Source organism: Citrobacter sp. Cpa228, from assembly GCF_030333085.1.
In the GTDB taxonomy this organism is placed as follows: Bacteria; Pseudomonadota; Gammaproteobacteria; order Enterobacterales; family Enterobacteriaceae; genus Citrobacter; species Citrobacter pasteurii.
Genome location: NZ_JAOWGQ010000042.1, coordinates 1 through 16827, shown reverse-complemented (window position 1 = coordinate 16827; position 16827 = coordinate 1). Strand labels below are relative to the sequence as shown.

The 16827-nt window shown below is 52.4% G+C and carries 19 protein-coding genes and 1 pseudogene; 14 read left to right on the top strand and 6 right to left on the bottom strand.

Annotated elements, in window-relative coordinates:
* Window positions 1–14 precede the first annotated feature (14 nt).
* Complete coding sequence (crp, locus tag OGX91_RS07725; protein WP_000242758.1) at window positions 15–647, bottom strand: cAMP-activated global transcriptional regulator CRP; 633 nt, start codon at window positions 645–647, stop codon at window positions 15–17.
* Between the two features lie 306 nt (window positions 648–953).
* Here crp and OGX91_RS07720 point away from each other — a divergent pair, with 306 nt between their 5' ends.
* Entirely contained in the window at window positions 954–1358 is a 405-nt protein-coding gene (locus tag OGX91_RS07720) for an OsmC family protein (RefSeq protein ID WP_040231761.1), read from the top strand.
* 98 nt (window positions 1359–1456) lie between these two features.
* Here OGX91_RS07720 and OGX91_RS07715 read toward each other — a convergent pair whose 3' ends face one another.
* The 4 genes and pseudogenes from OGX91_RS07715 to OGX91_RS07700 all read right to left on the bottom strand — a co-directional run bounded on the left by OGX91_RS07715 (window position 1457) and on the right by OGX91_RS07700 (window position 5600).
* Window positions 1457–2326: a phosphoribulokinase gene (locus OGX91_RS07715; protein WP_003827751.1), complete on the bottom strand. Its 870-nt coding sequence runs from the start codon at window positions 2324–2326 to the stop codon at window positions 1457–1459.
* 53 nt (window positions 2327–2379) lie between these two features.
* Window positions 2380–2598 carry a YheU family protein gene (locus OGX91_RS07710; protein ID WP_040231763.1) on the bottom strand — a complete coding sequence of 73 codons (219 nt, stop codon included), beginning with the start codon at window positions 2596–2598 and terminating at the stop codon, window positions 2380–2382.
* Window positions 2595–3654 (bottom strand): annotated as a pseudogene (locus tag OGX91_RS07705) (hydrolase). The gene OGX91_RS07710 and the pseudogene OGX91_RS07705 overlap by 4 nt, the downstream one beginning before the upstream one ends.
* 44 nt (window positions 3655–3698) lie before the next feature.
* Window positions 3699–5600 carry an ABC transporter ATP-binding protein gene (locus OGX91_RS07700; protein WP_005121672.1) on the bottom strand — a complete coding sequence of 634 codons (1902 nt, stop codon included), beginning with the start codon at window positions 5598–5600 and terminating at the stop codon, window positions 3699–3701.
* 132 nt (window positions 5601–5732) lie between these two features.
* On the opposite strand from OGX91_RS07700, the gene kefG reads away from it, so the two are divergent.
* The 4 genes from kefG to slyD all read left to right on the top strand — a co-directional run bounded on the left by kefG (window position 5733) and on the right by slyD (window position 8999).
* Window positions 5733–6284, top strand: coding sequence for a glutathione-regulated potassium-efflux system ancillary protein KefG (kefG, locus tag OGX91_RS07695; protein WP_005121673.1), 552 nt, complete (start codon window positions 5733–5735; stop codon window positions 6282–6284).
* Window positions 6284–8089 (top strand): glutathione-regulated potassium-efflux system protein KefB, encoded by a 1806-nt coding sequence (gene kefB / locus OGX91_RS07690; protein WP_040231766.1) that lies wholly within the window; start codon window positions 6284–6286, stop codon window positions 8087–8089. The genes kefG and kefB overlap by 1 nt, the downstream gene beginning before the upstream one ends.
* A 9-nt stretch (window positions 8090–8098) precedes the next feature.
* On the top strand, window positions 8099–8299 hold the full coding sequence (locus OGX91_RS07685; protein ID WP_005121675.1) for a YheV family putative zinc ribbon protein: 201 nt from the start codon (window positions 8099–8101) through the stop codon (window positions 8297–8299).
* 94 nt (window positions 8300–8393) lie between these two features.
* Window positions 8394–8999 (top strand): peptidylprolyl isomerase, encoded by a 606-nt coding sequence (slyD, locus tag OGX91_RS07680; protein WP_003023634.1) that lies wholly within the window; start codon window positions 8394–8396, stop codon window positions 8997–8999.
* A 113-nt stretch (window positions 9000–9112) separates the two neighbouring features.
* On the opposite strand, the gene OGX91_RS07675 is transcribed toward slyD, so the two are convergent.
* Entirely contained in the window at window positions 9113–9331 is a 219-nt protein-coding gene (locus OGX91_RS07675; RefSeq protein WP_003023639.1) for a protein SlyX, read from the bottom strand.
* 232 nt (window positions 9332–9563) lie between these two features.
* On the opposite strand from OGX91_RS07675, the gene fkpA reads away from it, so the two are divergent.
* The 9 genes from fkpA to tuf all read left to right on the top strand — a co-directional run.
* A complete protein-coding gene (gene fkpA / locus OGX91_RS07670) occupies window positions 9564–10382 on the top strand; it encodes an FKBP-type peptidyl-prolyl cis-trans isomerase (protein WP_003023641.1) in 819 nt (272 codons plus the stop codon).
* 167 nt (window positions 10383–10549) lie between these two features.
* Window positions 10550–11272 carry a helix-turn-helix transcriptional regulator gene (locus tag OGX91_RS07665; RefSeq protein ID WP_286625860.1) on the top strand — a complete coding sequence of 241 codons (723 nt, stop codon included), beginning with the start codon at window positions 10550–10552 and terminating at the stop codon, window positions 11270–11272.
* Complete coding sequence (gene tusD / locus OGX91_RS07660) at window positions 11272–11658, top strand: sulfurtransferase complex subunit TusD (protein ID WP_005121677.1); 387 nt, start codon at window positions 11272–11274, stop codon at window positions 11656–11658. Before OGX91_RS07665 ends, tusD begins: the two co-directional genes overlap by 1 nt.
* Window positions 11658–12017, top strand: a complete 360-nt coding sequence (tusC, locus tag OGX91_RS07655) for a sulfurtransferase complex subunit TusC (protein WP_005121678.1) — start codon at window positions 11658–11660, stop codon at window positions 12015–12017. Before tusD ends, tusC begins: the two co-directional genes overlap by 1 nt.
* 7 nt (window positions 12018–12024) lie before the next feature.
* Complete coding sequence (tusB, locus tag OGX91_RS07650) at window positions 12025–12312, top strand: sulfurtransferase complex subunit TusB (RefSeq protein ID WP_005121679.1); 288 nt, start codon at window positions 12025–12027, stop codon at window positions 12310–12312.
* Between the two features lie 125 nt (window positions 12313–12437).
* On the top strand, window positions 12438–12812 hold the full coding sequence (rpsL, locus tag OGX91_RS07645) for a 30S ribosomal protein S12 (RefSeq protein ID WP_003023654.1): 375 nt from the start codon (window positions 12438–12440) through the stop codon (window positions 12810–12812).
* Window positions 12813–12907: 95 nt separating this feature from the next.
* A complete protein-coding gene (gene rpsG / locus OGX91_RS07640; protein WP_003023657.1) occupies window positions 12908–13378 on the top strand; it encodes a 30S ribosomal protein S7 in 471 nt (156 codons plus the stop codon).
* Between the two features lie 96 nt (window positions 13379–13474).
* Window positions 13475–15589: an elongation factor G gene (gene fusA, locus OGX91_RS07635; protein ID WP_003023659.1), complete on the top strand. Its 2115-nt coding sequence runs from the start codon at window positions 13475–13477 to the stop codon at window positions 15587–15589.
* A gap of 69 nt (window positions 15590–15658) precedes the next feature.
* The coding region (gene tuf / locus OGX91_RS07630) for an elongation factor Tu (protein WP_049014834.1) at window positions 15659–16827 on the top strand (1169 nt) is incomplete at its 3' end.

Genomic DNA, 16827 nt, shown 5'->3' with positions numbered 1-16827 from the left:
CCATGTCGATGGGATTAACGCGTGCCGTAGACGACGATGGTCTTACCATGCGCGGAGATCAGATTCTGATCTTCCAGCATTTTCAGGATACGACCAACGGTTTCACGGGAACAGCCAACGATCTGGCCAATTTCCTGACGGGTGATTTTAATCTGCATGCCGTCCGGGTGAGTCATTGCGTCAGGCTGTTTCGCCAGATTCAGCAGAGTCTGGGCGATACGACCAGTTACGTCGAGGAAGGCAAGGTTGCCTACTTTTTCAGACGTTACCTGCAGACGACGAGCCATCTGAGAAGACAGACGCATCAGAATATCTGGGTTGACCTGGATTAATTGGCGAAATTTTTTGTAGGAAATTTCAGCGACTTCACATGCGGTTTTGGCACGTACCCAGGCGCTACGTTCCTGGCCTTCTTCGAAGAGGCCTAATTCACCAATAAAATCGCCCTGATTCAGATAAGAGAGGATCATTTCTTTCCCTTCTTCATCTTTGATCAGCACTGCCACTGAGCCTTTAACGATGTAATACAACGTTTCCGCTTTTTCACCCTGGTGAATCAGCGTGCTCTTCGATGGGTACTTATGAATATGGCAATGAGACAAGAACCATTCGAGAGTCGGGTCTGTTTGCGGTTTGCCAAGCACCATGCGCGGTTATCCTCTGTTATAAGCTGTCTCCAGAGCCAAAAAACAACCTGTCTCTGGGTTTGCAAAAATGTGCTTCCCGCTACCTGGGAAGGGGGCTGTCAATACGTGCGACGGCCTGTAATGTGATGTCCTCTGCATACATGCAGTACGTCAATGTATTACTGTAGCATCCTGACTGTTTTAGCATAGCTTTCGCCGTGTGTCTCCTGGTGTCTCGCTTCAGCATGACGCAGGTCGCCTTCCGTTGCGAGAATTGTTATGTACGCGTAATCTGTCAGGAAAATTGAAACATTGGAGTTACGAAATATGCAAGCGCGTGTAAAGTGGGTTGAGGGGCTAACCTTCCTCGGTGAGTCCGCCTCAGGCCACCAAATTTTGATGGACGGTAACTCTGGTGATAAAGCGCCGAGTCCGATGGAGATGGTGTTAATGGCGGCAGGGGGGTGTAGCGCCATTGATGTGGTGTCGATCCTGCAAAAGGGTCGTCAGGATGTCACCAACTGCGAAGTGAAGCTCACCTCTGAGCGTCGTGAAGAAGCGCCGCGTCTGTTTACCCACATTAACCTGCATTTCATCGTAACGGGTCGCGACCTGAAAGATGCTTCCGTCGCGCGTGCGGTAGATCTTTCGGCGGAAAAATATTGCTCCGTGGCGCTGATGCTGGAAAAGGCGGTGAATATCACCCATTCCTATGAAGTGGTTGCCGCGTAATTGCTGATGCCGGATGGCGGCGTTGCCTTATCCGGCCTACAGGGTGATGTTGAGTCGTAGGCCCGATAAGCGAAGCGCCATCGGGCGCTTTCCACATATCACTCTATCTTTTTGCCTTCCATCAGTCGCTGGACCAGCGGCAGCATAATCAATTCCATCGCCAGACCCATTTTTCCGCCCGGTACGACCAACGTATTGATATGCGAAATGAATGAGCCCTGCAGCATCGCCAGTAGCCACGGGAAGTCGATCCCTTCCAGATTACGAAAATGAATCACGACAAAGCTTTCATCGAGTGACGGAATGCTCTTGGCGGCAAAGGGATTAGAGGTGTCGACGGTCGGTACGCGCTGGAAGTTGATATGCGTACGGGAAAACTGTGGCGTGATGTAATTGATGTAATCGTCCATTGAGCGCACCACCGAATCCATCACCGCTTCGCGCGAGTGTCCACGCTCGCTGGTATCGCGGGTCAGCTTCTGGATCCACTCCAGGTTGACGATCGGCACCACGCCAACCAGCAGATCGACATGCCGCGCCACATTTTGTTGCGGGGTTACTACGCCGCCGTGCAATCCTTCATAGAACAGGACATCCGTCGGTTCAGGCAGCGGCTGCCAGGGCGTGAATGTCCCCGGAACCTGATTCCACGGTACGGCCTCATCATAGGTGTGCAGGTATTTACGCGACTGACCTTTGCCCGTCTGGCCGTATTCAATGAAGGTTTGCTCCAGCAGACCGAAGTCGTTAGCTTCGGGGCCGAAGTAGCTGATATGCCGCCCTGCATCGCGTGCTTTGCGAATCGCCATGTCCATCTCCGGACGGGTATAGCGGTGAAAACTGTCACCTTCCACCTCGGCGGCGCGCAGATTTAACTGTGCGAAAATTTTACGAAACGCGAGGCTGGTGGTGGTGGTCCCCGCGCCGCTGGATCCTGTTACCGCAATCACCGGATGTTTGGCAGACATAACAACTCCATAAACAGGTTGGTTTTTTATTATAGTCAGCCGTCGACAACCGATTATTCGCGAAACTGTTTCCGCGGCATAATGTTGACCGTTTCATGCAGTTCTGACCATACCAGGATGGCTTCGCCAGATTGTAACTGGCGTCTGACGTCGGCGACTTTTTGTTCGAGCGAGCGTTCATGTTCACCATAATCGGTGCCTTCGCGCAAGACAAAGCTTTCAATCAGGTTGTCCAGCGCGTCCGGGGAGATGTCTTGCCAGGGAATCATCATGATGATGCCTCCAGATATGTTGTCAGCCAGTCGGGAATACGGGATTCCAGCCACATCTCAGGGCGACGTAACGTGCCGCCAATAAATCCGACGTGTCCACCGTGCTCGGTGAGTTGATACTCCACCTGCGGGGGCAGATTCTCGGGTTGCGGGATGACATGACTATCCATAAACGGATCGTCTTTGGCATGGATAATCAGCGTCGGTTTGGCGATCCGATTCAACAGTGGCATGGCGCTGCACTGACGATAGTAATCTATAGCGTCAGCAAAACCGTGGATTTTAGCTGTGATCAAATCGTCGAAATCGCGAATACGGCGCAGGGATTTTAATTGCGCGAGGCTCACCGGCAGCGACCCCGGGTAGGCTTCCAGTTTCCGTGAGGCGTTGGCTTTCAGCAGATTGAGCAGGTAGCGCTGGTAGACGCGGGAGAAACCTTTCTCCATGTGATAACTACAGGCTTCCAGCACAAACGGTGCAGAGACGATAACTGCCGCATCAATGGGGATCGTGTTCCCTTCTTTTGCCAGCAGGCAGGCCAGCATGTTTCCACCGAGCGAATAACCTACTGCAGCGGTGGGTACACGACCGAACTCACGCTCCAGCCAGTTTAAAAACCAGGTGCCGTCTTCTGTTTCACCGGAGTGATAAATACGGTTCAGACGATTGGGTTCGCCGCTACAGCCACGGAAATGCATCACCACACCCAGCCAGCCGCGCTTTTGCGCCGCCTCAATCAGTCCGTGGGCGTAGGGGCTGTTCAGACTGCCTTCCAGACCGTGAAAAACCACCAGACGTGGCTTGTGTTTCGCCTGTTGCGGATCTTCACTCCACGCCAGATCGACAAAGTCACCGTCAGGCAATTCCAGACGCTGCCAGTGGGCATTGAACTTCACCTTGCGGCGAATTAAACGCGGCAGCATCGTCTGCAGATGGCGGTTACTGATACCGCGCATTGGGCGGAAATCTCGCGAATCGCCGATAGGTGGGGTCATTTCTGTGGACGTGATTTCAACCATAACACCAGAGCAATTAATAATCGGAAAGAATAACTATACCGCGCGCAGCGCGTGCGGGTTAGCCAATATGTGATTTTGTGCTTATTCGGCCAGCATCTGCTCAAGCTGTTCCTGCGCGTCCAGCCAGGCCATTTCACACTCTTCCAGCCCGGACTTCGCACTGGCTTGTTGCTGCAAACACGCCGTGAGTTCGGCCTTGCGGTTTTGATCGTACAGTTCGCTGTCGCCAAGTTTCTCTTCCGCCTGCGCCAGCTGTGCGTGCAATTTCTCCATCTCTTTTTCCAGACGAGTGATCTCTTTACGCAGCGGTTGCGTCAGGGTGCGCAGTTCAGCTTCGCGACGCTTCTGGTCTTTACGCGCCTGGGCGCTGTTAACGCTCTCTTTCGCCGGTTCGTCGCCCTGGCTTTCCTGTTTTTGCACATCGCTCAGCCACTGCTGATAATCCTCCAGATCGCCGTCAAACGGCTCGACTTTCTTGTCGTGTACCAGATAGAGGTCGTCGGTGGTGGAGCGAATCAGGTGACGGTCGTGCGAGACCACGACCAGTGCGCCTTCGAAATCGATCAGCGCTTCGGTCAGCGCCTGGCGCATATCCAAATCCAGGTGGTTGGTCGGTTCATCGAGCAGCAGCAGGTTCGGGCGCTGCCAGACGATCAACGCCAGCACCAGACGCGCTTTTTCACCGCCGGAGAAACGTCGGGTTTCTTCGCTGACTTTATCGCCCTGGAAGCCGAATCCACCGAGGTAATCACGCAGTTTCTGTTCGAGCTCTTGTGGCGCCATTCGTGCCAGGTGCTGAATGGGGGATTCATCAGCGCGCAAAAATTCTAGCTGGTGCTGTGCGAAGTAACCCAGTTTGATGCCCTTCGCCAGACCAATCTCGCCGCTGATGGGAGCCAGTTCGCCAGCCAGCAGCTTGATCAACGTTGATTTACCCGCACCGTTACGACCGAGCAGGCCGATGCGGGATCCCGGCACCAGATTCAGTTTGATCGAATCGAGAATGACGCGATCGCCGTAGCCAGCGCTGACTTTTTCCATCTTCAACAGCGGGTTTGGCAGGCTTTCCGGCTCACGGAAGCTAAAGTGGAACGGGTTATCCACGTGCGCTGGGGCAATCAGCTCCATGCGTTCCAGCATTTTGATACGGCTCTGCGCCTGCTTTGCTTTCGTTGCTTTAGCGCGGAAACGATCGATATAGCTTTGCAGATGCGCCACACGCTCCTGCTGGCTTTCGTACATGGCCTGTTGCTGCGCGAGGCGGGTTGCACGCTGGATTTCAAACGCGCTGTAGTTGCCGGTGTACTCGAACATGGTTTGTTGTTCGATATGGATAATTTTATCCACCACCGGGTCGAGGAAATCCCGGTCGTGGGAAATCAAAATCAGCGTGCCCTGATAGCTTTTCAACCATCTTTCCAGCCAGATTACCGCATCGAGATCGAGGTGGTTGGTTGGTTCATCAAGCAGTAGCAAATCTGAACGGCAAATCAGCGCCTGGGCCAGGTTGAGACGCATACGCCAGCCACCAGAGAAATCGCTGACCGGGCGTTCGAGCTGCTCGTTAGAGAAACCGAGACCGTGCAGCAGGCTGGCCGCGCGTGAGCGAATGGTCCAGGCGTCTATGGCGTCCAGCTTTCCGTGTACGGTGGCAATGGCGTGCCCATCGTTACGTTCGTTGGCATCGTTTAGCTGGGCTTCCAGTTGGCGATATTCGCGGTCGCCATCAATCACGTATTCCAGCGCAGGCTGTGGTAACGCAGGTGTTTCCTGATTCACCCATGCGAGTTGCCAGTTTCCCGGGAACGTAAATCCGCCGGCGTCAGCGCTGATTTCATTTTTCAGCAATGCCAGCAGGGTAGATTTACCGCAGCCATTTTTACCCACCAGGCCAACCTTCTGCCCTGGATTAATGGTGGCCGTGGCATTGTCCAGCAAGACGCGCACGCCGCGACGAATTTGTAACGATGAGAAAACAATCATAAGGCGCCGTATGTTCAGACTATGTTAATTTATCATTATGATAATGTAATGTGTGGGCCGTTTGCCGCACCGAGGCGCAATGGTAGCCCAAAACGCCGAAAATAGACAAAAGACAAAACCGGGAGGGGGATGATGTCCCAGCCAGCGAAAGTGTTGCTGCTGTATGCCCATCCGGAATCTCAGGACTCGGTCGCGAACCGGGTTCTGCTTAAACCGGCCATGCAGCTCAGTAATGTTACCGTGCACGATCTTTACGCGCACTATCCCGATTTTTTTATCGATATTTCTCACGAGCAGGAACTGCTGCGTGAGCATGACGTGATTGTTTTTCAGCATCCGCTCTATACCTATAGCTGCCCGGCCCTGCTAAAGGAGTGGCTTGACCGCGTACTGAGCCGTGGGTTTGCCAGTGGCCCCGGGGGGAACCAACTGGCGGGAAAGTATTGGCGGAGTGTGATCACCACTGGTGAACCGGAAAGTGCGTATCGGTATGACGCGCTGAACCGCTATCCGATGAGTGATGTGCTACGTCCTTTTGAGCTGACGGCAGGAATGTGCCGGATGCACTGGATGAGCCCCATCATCGTTTACTGGGCCAGACGGCAAACGAAGCAGGCGCTGGACAGCCATGCGAAAGCGTATGGTGACTGGCTGGCGAATCCGATTCCAGTGGGAGGCCGCTGATGGAAGGTTCTGATTTATTGACTGCGGGAGTGCTATTCCTTTTCGCGGCGGTGGCTGCGGTGCCGTTGGCATCGCGGCTGGGTATTGGACCGGTGTTGGGTTATTTGCTGGCGGGGATCGCGATTGGCCCATGGGGACTTGGATTCATCAGTGACGTGGATGAAATTCTGCATTTCTCTGAGCTGGGCGTGGTCTTCCTGATGTTCATCATTGGGCTGGAACTTAACCCGGCCAAACTATGGCAATTGCGGCGTTCAATTTTTGGTGTCGGTGCCGCGCAGGTGTTACTTAGCGCGCTTGTCCTGGCAGGGTTATTGATGCTCACTGACTTTTCCTGGCAGGCGGCGGTAGTCGGTGGGATTGGTTTGGCGATGTCATCGACGGCAATGGCGTTACAGTTGATGCGGGAAAAGGGGATGAACCGCAGCGAATCCGGACAACTGGGCTTTTCGGTGCTGTTGTTCCAGGATTTGGCGGTGATCCCTGCGTTGGCGCTGGTTCCGCTGTTAGCAGGATCAGCCGATGAACATTTTGACTGGATCAAAGTGGGCATGAAAGTGTTGGCTTTTGCTGGCATGTTGATTGGCGGACGCTATCTGCTGCGTCCTGTATTTCGCTTTATTGCGGGGTCCGGCGTGCGGGAAGTGTTTACCGCGGCCACATTGCTACTGGTATTGGGCTCTGCGTTATTCATGGATGCGCTGGGCCTGTCGATGGCGCTGGGAACGTTTATTGCGGGCGTGCTGCTGGCGGAAAGCGAATATCGACATGAACTGGAAACGGCGATTGATCCCTTTAAAGGGCTTTTGCTCGGGTTATTTTTCATCTCGGTGGGGATGTCACTTAACCTTGGCGTGCTTTATACCCATATTTTGTGGGTAGTGGCGAGCGTGATAGTACTGGTCATTGTGAAGACGCTGGTGCTGTATGTACTGGCGCGGCTGAACGGCATGAGAAGCTCGGAGCGGATGCAATTTGCGGGGGTGCTAAGCCAGGGCGGAGAATTTGCCTTCGTGCTGTTTTCAACAGCATCTTCCCAGCGGTTGTTTCAGGGCGATCAAATGGCACTTTTGCTGGTGACTGTCACGTTGTCGATGATGACCACGCCACTGCTGATGAAGCTGATTGATAAATGGCTCTCCCACCAGTTTAACGGTCCGGAAGAAGAAGATGAAAAACCCTGGGTGGAAGATGATAAACCGCAGGTGATTGTGGTGGGCTTTGGGCGGTTCGGTCAGGTTATTGGACGCCTGTTGATGGCCAATAAAATGCGTATTACCGTCCTGGAGCGGGATATCAGTGCGGTGAATCTGATGCGTAAATATGGCTATAAAGTCTATTACGGTGACGCCACGCAGGTGGAGCTTTTACGTTCCGCTGGCGCAGAGGCGGCGCAGTCTATTGTGATCACCTGCAATGAACCTGAAGACACGATGAAGCTGGTGGAATTGTGCCAACAACATTTTCCGCATTTGCATATTCTTGCGCGTGCGCGCGGACGTGTAGAGGCGCATGAGCTATTACAGGCCGGTGTCACGCAGTTTTCCCGTGAAACCTTCTCGAGCGCACTGGAACTGGGGCGCAAAGCGCTGGTGTCGTTGGGGATGCATCCGCATCAGGCGCAGCGTGCCCAGTTGCATTTTCGTCGACTCGATATGCACATGCTACGGGAATTGATCCCGATGCACACCGATACGGTGCAAATCTCTCGAGCCAGAGAGGCCCGCCGTGAGCTGGAGGAGATTTTTCAGCGGGAGATGCAGAATGAACGGCGCCAGCTGGATGGCTGGGATGAATTTGAGTAGAGGATAACCATGGCAATTCGTAAACGTTTTATTGCAGGTGCAAAATGTCCGTCCTGCCAGGCGCAGGATTCGCTGGCGATGTGGCGTGAAAATAATATCGATATTGTTGAGTGTGTTAAGTGCGGTCATCAGATGCGTGAGGCCGATAAAGAGGCGCGCGAGCACGTTCGCAAAGAAGAGCAAGTGATCGGGATTTTTCATCCGGACTAGCGATATGCCGCAGCTTTTTTTAAGCTAGAGGGTACACAGGTGCAGAATTCCGCTACAATCTGCGCCACTATTCTTTCCATGCTCAGGAGATATCATGAAAGTAGCAAAGGACCTGGTGGTCAGCCTGGCCTATCAGGTACGTACAGAAGACGGTGTGTTGGTTGATGAGTCTCCGGTGAGTGCACCGCTGGACTACCTGCATGGTCACGGTTCCCTGATCTCTGGCCTGGAAACAGCGCTGGACGGTCATGAAGTTGGCGATAAATTCGATGTTGCTGTAGGCGCAAACGACGCTTACGGTCAGTATGATGAAAATCTGGTGCAGCGCGTTCCTAAAGACGTCTTCATGGGCGTTGACGAACTGCAGGTTGGCATGCGTTTCCTGGCTGAAACTGACCAGGGGCCGGTACCGGTAGAAATTACCGAAGTGGAAGACGACCACGTTGTGGTTGACGGTAACCACATGCTGGCTGGCCAGAATCTGAAATTCAACGTCGAAGTTGTCGCGATCCGTGAAGCGACCGAAGAAGAACTGGCTCATGGCCACGTTCACGGTGCGCACGGCCACGACCACGATCATGACCACGGTCATGACGGTTGCTGCGGTGGTCACGGTCACGACCATGGTCACGAGCACGGCGGCGAAGGCTGCTGCGGCGGTGGCGGTAAAGGTAACGGCGGCGGCTGCGGTTGCCACTAAGCCGTATGTTTGCCTGATGGCGCTGCGCTTATCAGGCCTACGGTAGGTCGGATAAGGCGTTTACGTCGTCATCGGGCACAAAAAAAGCGGGAATATCCCGCTTTTTTTACGTCTCAATAATGTGGCGGCGGGGTCTCTTCAGACTGTGACGCGATATGAGACGGCTGAGTGGCTTTGAGCTTTTCTGTCAGCAGACGCAGATGGTCGCGCAGTTTGGCCATTTCCAGTTCATGCGCGGTCACGGTTACGTTCAGCTCTTCAATGGTTATTTCCTGAAACGCCAGGCGACTCTCCAGCTCAGCCAGGCGAGTTTCCATCGTAGTATCCTGCATGATTCACCTCTTCTGTTTTTCTCCGGCAGATCGCGGACTGCGGCGAATTCTACTTAACTTTGCCTGTTTGCACAGCACACAATCTTCGGTCACGAAACTAATTTAAACAAAAAGAGTCTGAAAAGTGGTGATAATAGGGCGTGCCTGTATGTTGATTTGTTCTGCAACGCTTTATAGTACATTTTTATGTTAGTTAACCCTGGGGTGAGATGCCCCGGCCCTGGAGAGATGGATGAAATCACTGTTTAAAGTAACGCTGCTGGCGACCACAATGGCCGTTGCACTGCATGCCCCGATCACCTTCGCTGCTGATGCTGCGAAACCAGCCGCTACCGCTGACAGCAAAGCAGCATTCAAAAATGACGACCAAAAAGCCGCTTACGCGCTGGGCGCGTCCCTGGGTCGTTATATGGAAAACTCCCTGAAAGAACAGGAAAAACTGGGCATCAAACTGGATAAAGATCAGTTGATCGCGGGTGTTCAGGATGCGTTTGCAGATAAGAGCAAACTGTCTGACCAGGAAATCGAACAAACTCTGCAGGCATTTGAAGCGCGCGTGAAGAGCTCCGCTCAGGCAAAAATGGAAAAAGACGCGGCTGACAACGAAGCCAAAGGTAAAGTATACCGCGAGAAATTTGCTAAAGAGAAAGGCGTTAAAACCTCTGCCACTGGCCTGGTCTACAAAGTGGAGAAAGAAGGTACCGGTGCCGCTCCGAAAGACAGCGATACGGTGGTCGTGAACTACAAAGGCACGCTGATCGATGGTAAAGAGTTTGATAACTCTTACACCCGTGGTGAGCCGCTCTCTTTCCGTCTTGACGGTGTAATCCCGGGCTGGACTGAGGGCCTGAAAAACATCAAGAAAGGCGGCAAAATCCAGCTGGTTATCCCACCGGATCTGGCTTACGGCAAAACCGGCGTTCCGGGCATTCCGGCCAACTCTACGCTGGTCTTTGATGTTGAACTGTTAGATATCAAACCGGCACCGAAAGCTGACGCGCAGCCAGATGCTGCGCCGGCAGATAAAGCTGCAGACAGCAGCAAAAAATAAGCTAACAGAAACCGCCGCCCACAGGGCGGCGGTTTTTTATTATCGACAGGATATAATTAATACTGGAAAGCGCCTTGTGCGCTGTATTACTTTAGATGCCCCTATAATAGTGATGAGCCTGCCCTGACAACATAACGACAGGCTCCTGAAAAGGAGTGCTTTTTTCCATGTCTAGGTCGCTTTTAACCAACGAAACCAGTGAGCTAGATTTACTGGATCAACGTCCTTTCGATCAAACCGACTTCGATATCCTTAAATCCTATGAAGCGGTAGTGGACGGGTTGGCGATGCTCATTGGTGCCCATTGTGAAATCGTATTGCACTCTTTGCAGGATTTGAAATGCTCGGCCATTCGCATCGCTAACGGTGAACACACGGGCCGTAAAATTGGCTCGCCGATTACCGACCTTGCGTTGCGTATGCTGCATGATATGACGGGTGCGGATAGCAGCGTGTCGAAGTGTTATTTCACACGCGCGAAAAGCGGTGTCTTGATGAAGTCGGTGACGATTGCTATTCGCAACCGTGAGCATCGCGTGATTGGTCTGCTGTGCATCAACATGAACCTTGATGTTCCTTTCTCGCAGATAATGAATACCTTTATCCCGCCAGAGACCCCGGAAGTGGGATCAGCTGTGAACTTCGCGTCCTCAGTCGAAGATCTGGTGACGCAGACGCTGGAGTTCACCATTGAAGAAGTGAACGCCGATCGTAATGTCTCCAACAATGCCAAAAATCGTCAGATTGTCCTGAACCTGTATGAGAAAGGGATCTTCGATATTAAAGATGCGATCAATCAGGTCGCCGATCGTCTGAACATCTCTAAGCACACGGTTTACCTCTATATTCGCCAGTTCAAAAGCGGTGATTTCCAGGGGCAAGATAAGTAATGCGTTTTGCCATCATGGTAACCGGGCCCGCCTACGGCACACAGCAAGCGAGTAGCGCATTGCAATTTGCGCATGCGCTACTCGAAGAAGGACACGAGTTGTGTAGCGTCTTCTTTTATCGTGAGGGCGTGTATAACGCGAACGTTCTGACATCGCCCGCCAGTGATGAATTTGATTTAGTACGAGCCTGGCAAAAGCTTCACCAACAGCATGGCGTGGCGCTGAATATCTGCGTTGCGGCAGCCTTGCGGCGTGGTGTTGTTGATGAGACTGAGGCAACACGGCTAGGGTTGTCTGGTGCTAATTTACAATCAGGCTTTACTCTCAGCGGTCTTGGATCGCTGGCTGAAGCATCCCTGACGTGCGATCGCGTGGTGCAGTTTTAATGAAACGAGTTGCCTTTGTTTTTTCTACTGTGCCGCACGGTAGCGCATCCGGCCGCGAAGGGTTAGATGCCTTACTGGCGACATCGGCTTTAACGGATGATCTCGGCGTATTTTTCATCGGTGATGGCGTTTTCCAAATCCTCCAGGGTCAGCAGCCGGATGTCGTTCTGGCGCGAGACTATATTGCTACTTTCAAACTGTTAGGATTGTACGATATAGAACAATGCTGGCTTTGTGCGGCCTCATTGCGTGAGCGAGGCCTGGCAGAGGGGGCGAATTTTGTGGTTGATGCGACGGCGCTCGAACCGGAAGATTTGCGGCGTGAGCTTGGCAACTATGACGTCATTTTGAGGTTTTGAGGCTCTCATGCTGCATATTTTACATCGCTCTGCGTGGCTAACCGACTTCTCCTCCCTCCTGCGTCTGATCGCTGAAGATGACGAGCTTTTACTGCTTCAGGATGGCGTCACTGCAGCAATAGAAGGCAGTCGTTTCCTTGAAAGTCTGAAAAATGCCTCCATTAAGGTCTATGTACTGGAAGAAGACATTAAAGCTCGCGGGTTGGGTGGTCAAATTTCAGACAGTGTCGTCAGGGTTGGCTATACTGACTTCGTCAGACTTACGGTGAAGCATCTCAGCCAGATGACCTGGTAATTGTGGGATCGTTGTATATTTCTTGACACCTTTTCGACACCGACCTAAAATTCTGCGTCCTCATATTGTATGAGGTCGTTTTATTACGTGTTTACGAAGCAAAAGCTAAAACCAGGAGCTATTTAATGGCAACAGTTAACCAGCTGGTACGCAAACCACGTGCACGCAAAGTTGCAAAAAGCAACGTGCCTGCGCTGGAAGCATGCCCGCAGAAACGTGGCGTATGTACTCGTGTATATACTACCACTCCTAAAAAACCGAACTCCGCACTGCGTAAAGTTTGCCGTGTTCGTCTGACTAACGGTTTTGAAGTGACTTCCTACATCGGTGGTGAAGGTCACAACCTGCAGGAGCACTCCGTGATCCTGATCCGTGGCGGTCGTGTAAAAGACCTCCCGGGTGTTCGTTACCACACCGTTCGTGGTGCGCTTGACTGCTCCGGCGTTAAAGACCGTAAGCAATCACGCTCCAAGTATGGCGTGAAACGTCCTAAGGCTTAATGGTTCTCCGTTAAGTAAGGCCAAACGTTTTATATTAATGTCAAACTAAACTCTTAGAGTTTTGGACAATCCTGAATTAACAACGGAGTATTTCCATGCCACGTCGTCGCGTCATTGGTCAGCGTAAAATTCTGCCGGATCCGAAGTTCGGATCAGAACTGCTGGCTAAATTTGTAAATATCCTGATGGTAGATGGTAAAAAATCTACTGCCGAAACTATCGTATACAGCGCGCTGGAGACCCTGGCTCAGCGTTCTGGTAAAAACGAACTGGAAGCTTTCGAAGTAGCTCTCGAAAACGTGCGCCCGACTGTCGAAGTTAAGTCTCGCCGCGTTGGTGGTTCTACTTATCAGGTACCAGTTGAAGTCCGTCCGGTCCGTCGTAATGCCCTGGCAATGCGTTGGATCGTTGAAGCTGCTCGTAAACGCGGTGATAAATCCATGGCTCTGCGCCTGGCGAACGAACTTTCTGATGCTGCAGAAAACAAAGGTACTGCAGTTAAGAAACGTGAAGACGTTCACCGTATGGCAGAAGCCAACAAGGCGTTCGCACACTACCGTTGGTAATCCCTTCGGAGTTTTAGTCACCAGGCGGGCGCTTCTAGTAAGCAGCCCGCTTTGGGCTACTTAAATTGAACGCCTAAAAGATAAACGAGGAATCAAATGGCTCGTACAACACCCATCGCGCGCTACCGTAACATCGGTATCAGTGCGCACATCGACGCCGGTAAAACCACTACTACCGAACGTATTCTGTTCTACACCGGTGTAAACCATAAAATCGGTGAAGTTCATGACGGCGCAGCCACCATGGACTGGATGGAGCAGGAGCAGGAGCGTGGTATTACTATCACCTCCGCAGCGACTACTGCATTCTGGTCTGGTATGGCTAAGCAGTACGAACCGCATCGCGTAAACATCATCGACACCCCGGGGCACGTTGACTTCACAATCGAAGTAGAACGTTCCATGCGTGTGCTTGATGGTGCAGTAATGGTTTACTGCGCAGTTGGTGGTGTTCAGCCTCAGTCTGAAACCGTATGGCGTCAGGCAAACAAATATAAAGTTCCGCGCATTGCGTTCGTTAACAAAATGGACCGTATGGGTGCGAACTTCCTGAAAGTTGTTGGTCAGATCAAAACCCGTCTGGGCGCGAACCCTGTTCCGCTGCAGCTGGCAATTGGCGCTGAAGAAGCGTTCACCGGTGTTGTTGACCTGGTGAAAATGAAAGCCATCAACTGGAACGAAGAAGATGCAGGCGTAACCTTCACTTATGAAGATATCCCGGCTGACATGCAGGAACTGGCTGAAGAATGGCACCAGAACCTGATCGAGTCCGCTGCGGAAGCTTCAGAAGAGCTGATGGAGAAATACCTGGGTGGTGAAGAACTGACTGAAGAAGAGATCAAAAAAGCTCTGCGTCAGCGTGTTCTGAACAATGAAATCATCCTGGTAACCTGTGGTTCTGCGTTCAAGAACAAAGGTGTTCAGGCGATGCTGGATGCGGTAATTGATTACCTGCCATCCCCAGTCGACGTACCTGCGATCAACGGTATTCTGGACGACGGTAAAGATACTCCTGCTGAGCGTCATGCTAGCGATGACGAGCCGTTCGCTGCTCTGGCATTCAAAATCGCTACCGACCCGTTCGTGGGTAACCTGACCTTCTTCCGTGTGTACTCTGGTGTGGTTAACTCCGGTGACACCATCCTGAACTCCGTCAAAACTGCACGTGAGCGTTTTGGCCGTATCGTTCAGATGCACGCCAACAAACGTGAAGAGATCAAAGAAGTTCGCGCGGGCGATATCGCGGCTGCAATCGGTCTGAAAGACGTGACCACTGGTGACACTCTGTGTGACCCGGATCACCCGATCATTCTGGAACGTATGGAATTCCCTGAACCGGTAATCTCCATCGCAGTTGAACCGAAAACCAAAGCTGACCAGGAAAAAATGGGTCTGGCTCTGGGCCGTCTGGCTAAAGAAGACCCGTCTTTCCGTGTATGGACTGACGAAGAATCTAACCAGACCATTATCGCCGGTATGGGTGAGCTGCACCTCGACATCATCGTTGACCGTATGAAGCGTGAGTTCAACGTTGAAGCGAACGTCGGTAAACCTCAGGTTGCTTACCGCGAAGCGATTCGTGCGAAAGTTACCGATATCGAAGGTAAACACGCTAAGCAGTCTGGTGGTCGCGGTCAGTACGGTCATGTTGTTATCGACATGTACCCGCTGGAGCCGGGTTCAAACCCGAAAGGCTACGAGTTCATCAACGACATCAAAGGTGGTGTAATTCCTGGCGAATACATCCCGGCCGTTGATAAAGGCATCCAGGAACAGCTGAAATCTGGCCCGCTGGCTGGTTACCCGGTTGTTGATCTGGGCGTGCGTCTGCACTTCGGTTCTTACCATGACGTTGACTCCTCTGAGCTGGCGTTTAAACTGGCCGCTTCTATCGCCTTCAAAGATGGCTTTAAGAAAGCGAAACCAGTTCTGCTTGAACCTATCATGAAGGTTGAAGTAGAGACTCCGGAAGAGAACACTGGTGACGTTATCGGTGACTTGAGCCGCCGTCGTGGTATGCTTCGTGGCCAGGAATCCAACGTCACTGGCGTTGTTATCCACGCTGAAGTTCCGCTGTCTGAAATGTTCGGATATGCAACCCAACTGCGTTCTCTGACCAAAGGCCGTGCTTCTTACTCCATGGAGTTCCTGAAGTACGACGATGCGCCGAACAACGTTGCTCAGGCCGTTATTGAAGCCCGTGGTAAATAAGCCACAGGATTAAAACCTAAGTCCCGTGCTCTCTCCACAGGGGAGAGCACTATAGTAAGGAATATAGCCGTGTCTAAAGAAAAATTTGAACGTACAAAACCGCACGTTAACGTCGGCACCATCGGCCACGTTGACCACGGTAAAACTACCCTGACCGCTGCAATCACCACCGTACTGGCTAAAACCTACGGCGGTGCTGCTCGTGCTTTCGACCAGATCGATAACGCTCCGGAAGAAAAAGCTCGTGGTATCACCATCAACACTTCTCACGTTGAATATGACACCCCGACTCGCCACTACGCGCACGTAGACTGCCCGGGCCACGCCGACTATGTTAAAAACATGATCACCGGTGCTGCGCAGATGGACGGCGCGATCCTGGTTGTTGCTGCGACTGACGGCCCGATGCCGCAGACTCGTGAGCACATCCTGCTGGGTCGTCAGGTAGGCGTTCCGTACATCATCGTGTTCCTGAACAAATGCGACATGGTTGATGACGAAGAGCTGCTGGAACTGGTAGAAATGGAAGTTCGTGAACTTCTGTCTCAGTACGATTTCCCGGGCGATGACACGCCGATCGTTCGTGGTTCTGCTCTGAAAGCGCTGGAAGGCGAAGCAGAGTGGGAAGCGAAAATCATCGAACTGGCTGGCTTCCTGGATTCTTACATCCCGGAACCAGAACGTGCTATCGATAAGCCGTTCCTGCTGCCAATCGAAGACGTATTCTCCATCTCCGGTCGTGGTACCGTTGTTACCGGTCGTGTAGAACGCGGTATCATCAAAGTTGGTGAAGAAGTTGAAATCGTTGGTATCAAAGAGACTGCCAAGTCTACCTGTACTGGCGTTGAAATGTTCCGCAAACTGCTGGACGAAGGCCGTGCTGGTGAGAACGTTGGTGTTCTGCTGCGTGGTATCAAACGTGAAGAAATCGAACGTGGTCAGGTACTGGCTAAGCCGGGCTCTATCAAGCCGCACACCAAGTTCGAATCTGAAGTGTACATTCTGTCCAAAGACGAAGGCGGCCGTCATACTCCGTTCTTCAAAGGCTACCGTCCGCAGTTCTACTTCCGTACTACTGACGTGACTGGTACCATCGAACTGCCGGAAGGCGTAGAGATGGTAATGCCGGGCGACAACATCAAAATGGTTGTTACCCTGATCCACCCGATCGCGATGGATGACGGTCTGCGTTTCGCAATCCGTGAAGGCGGCCGTACCGTTGGCGCGGGCGTTGTTGC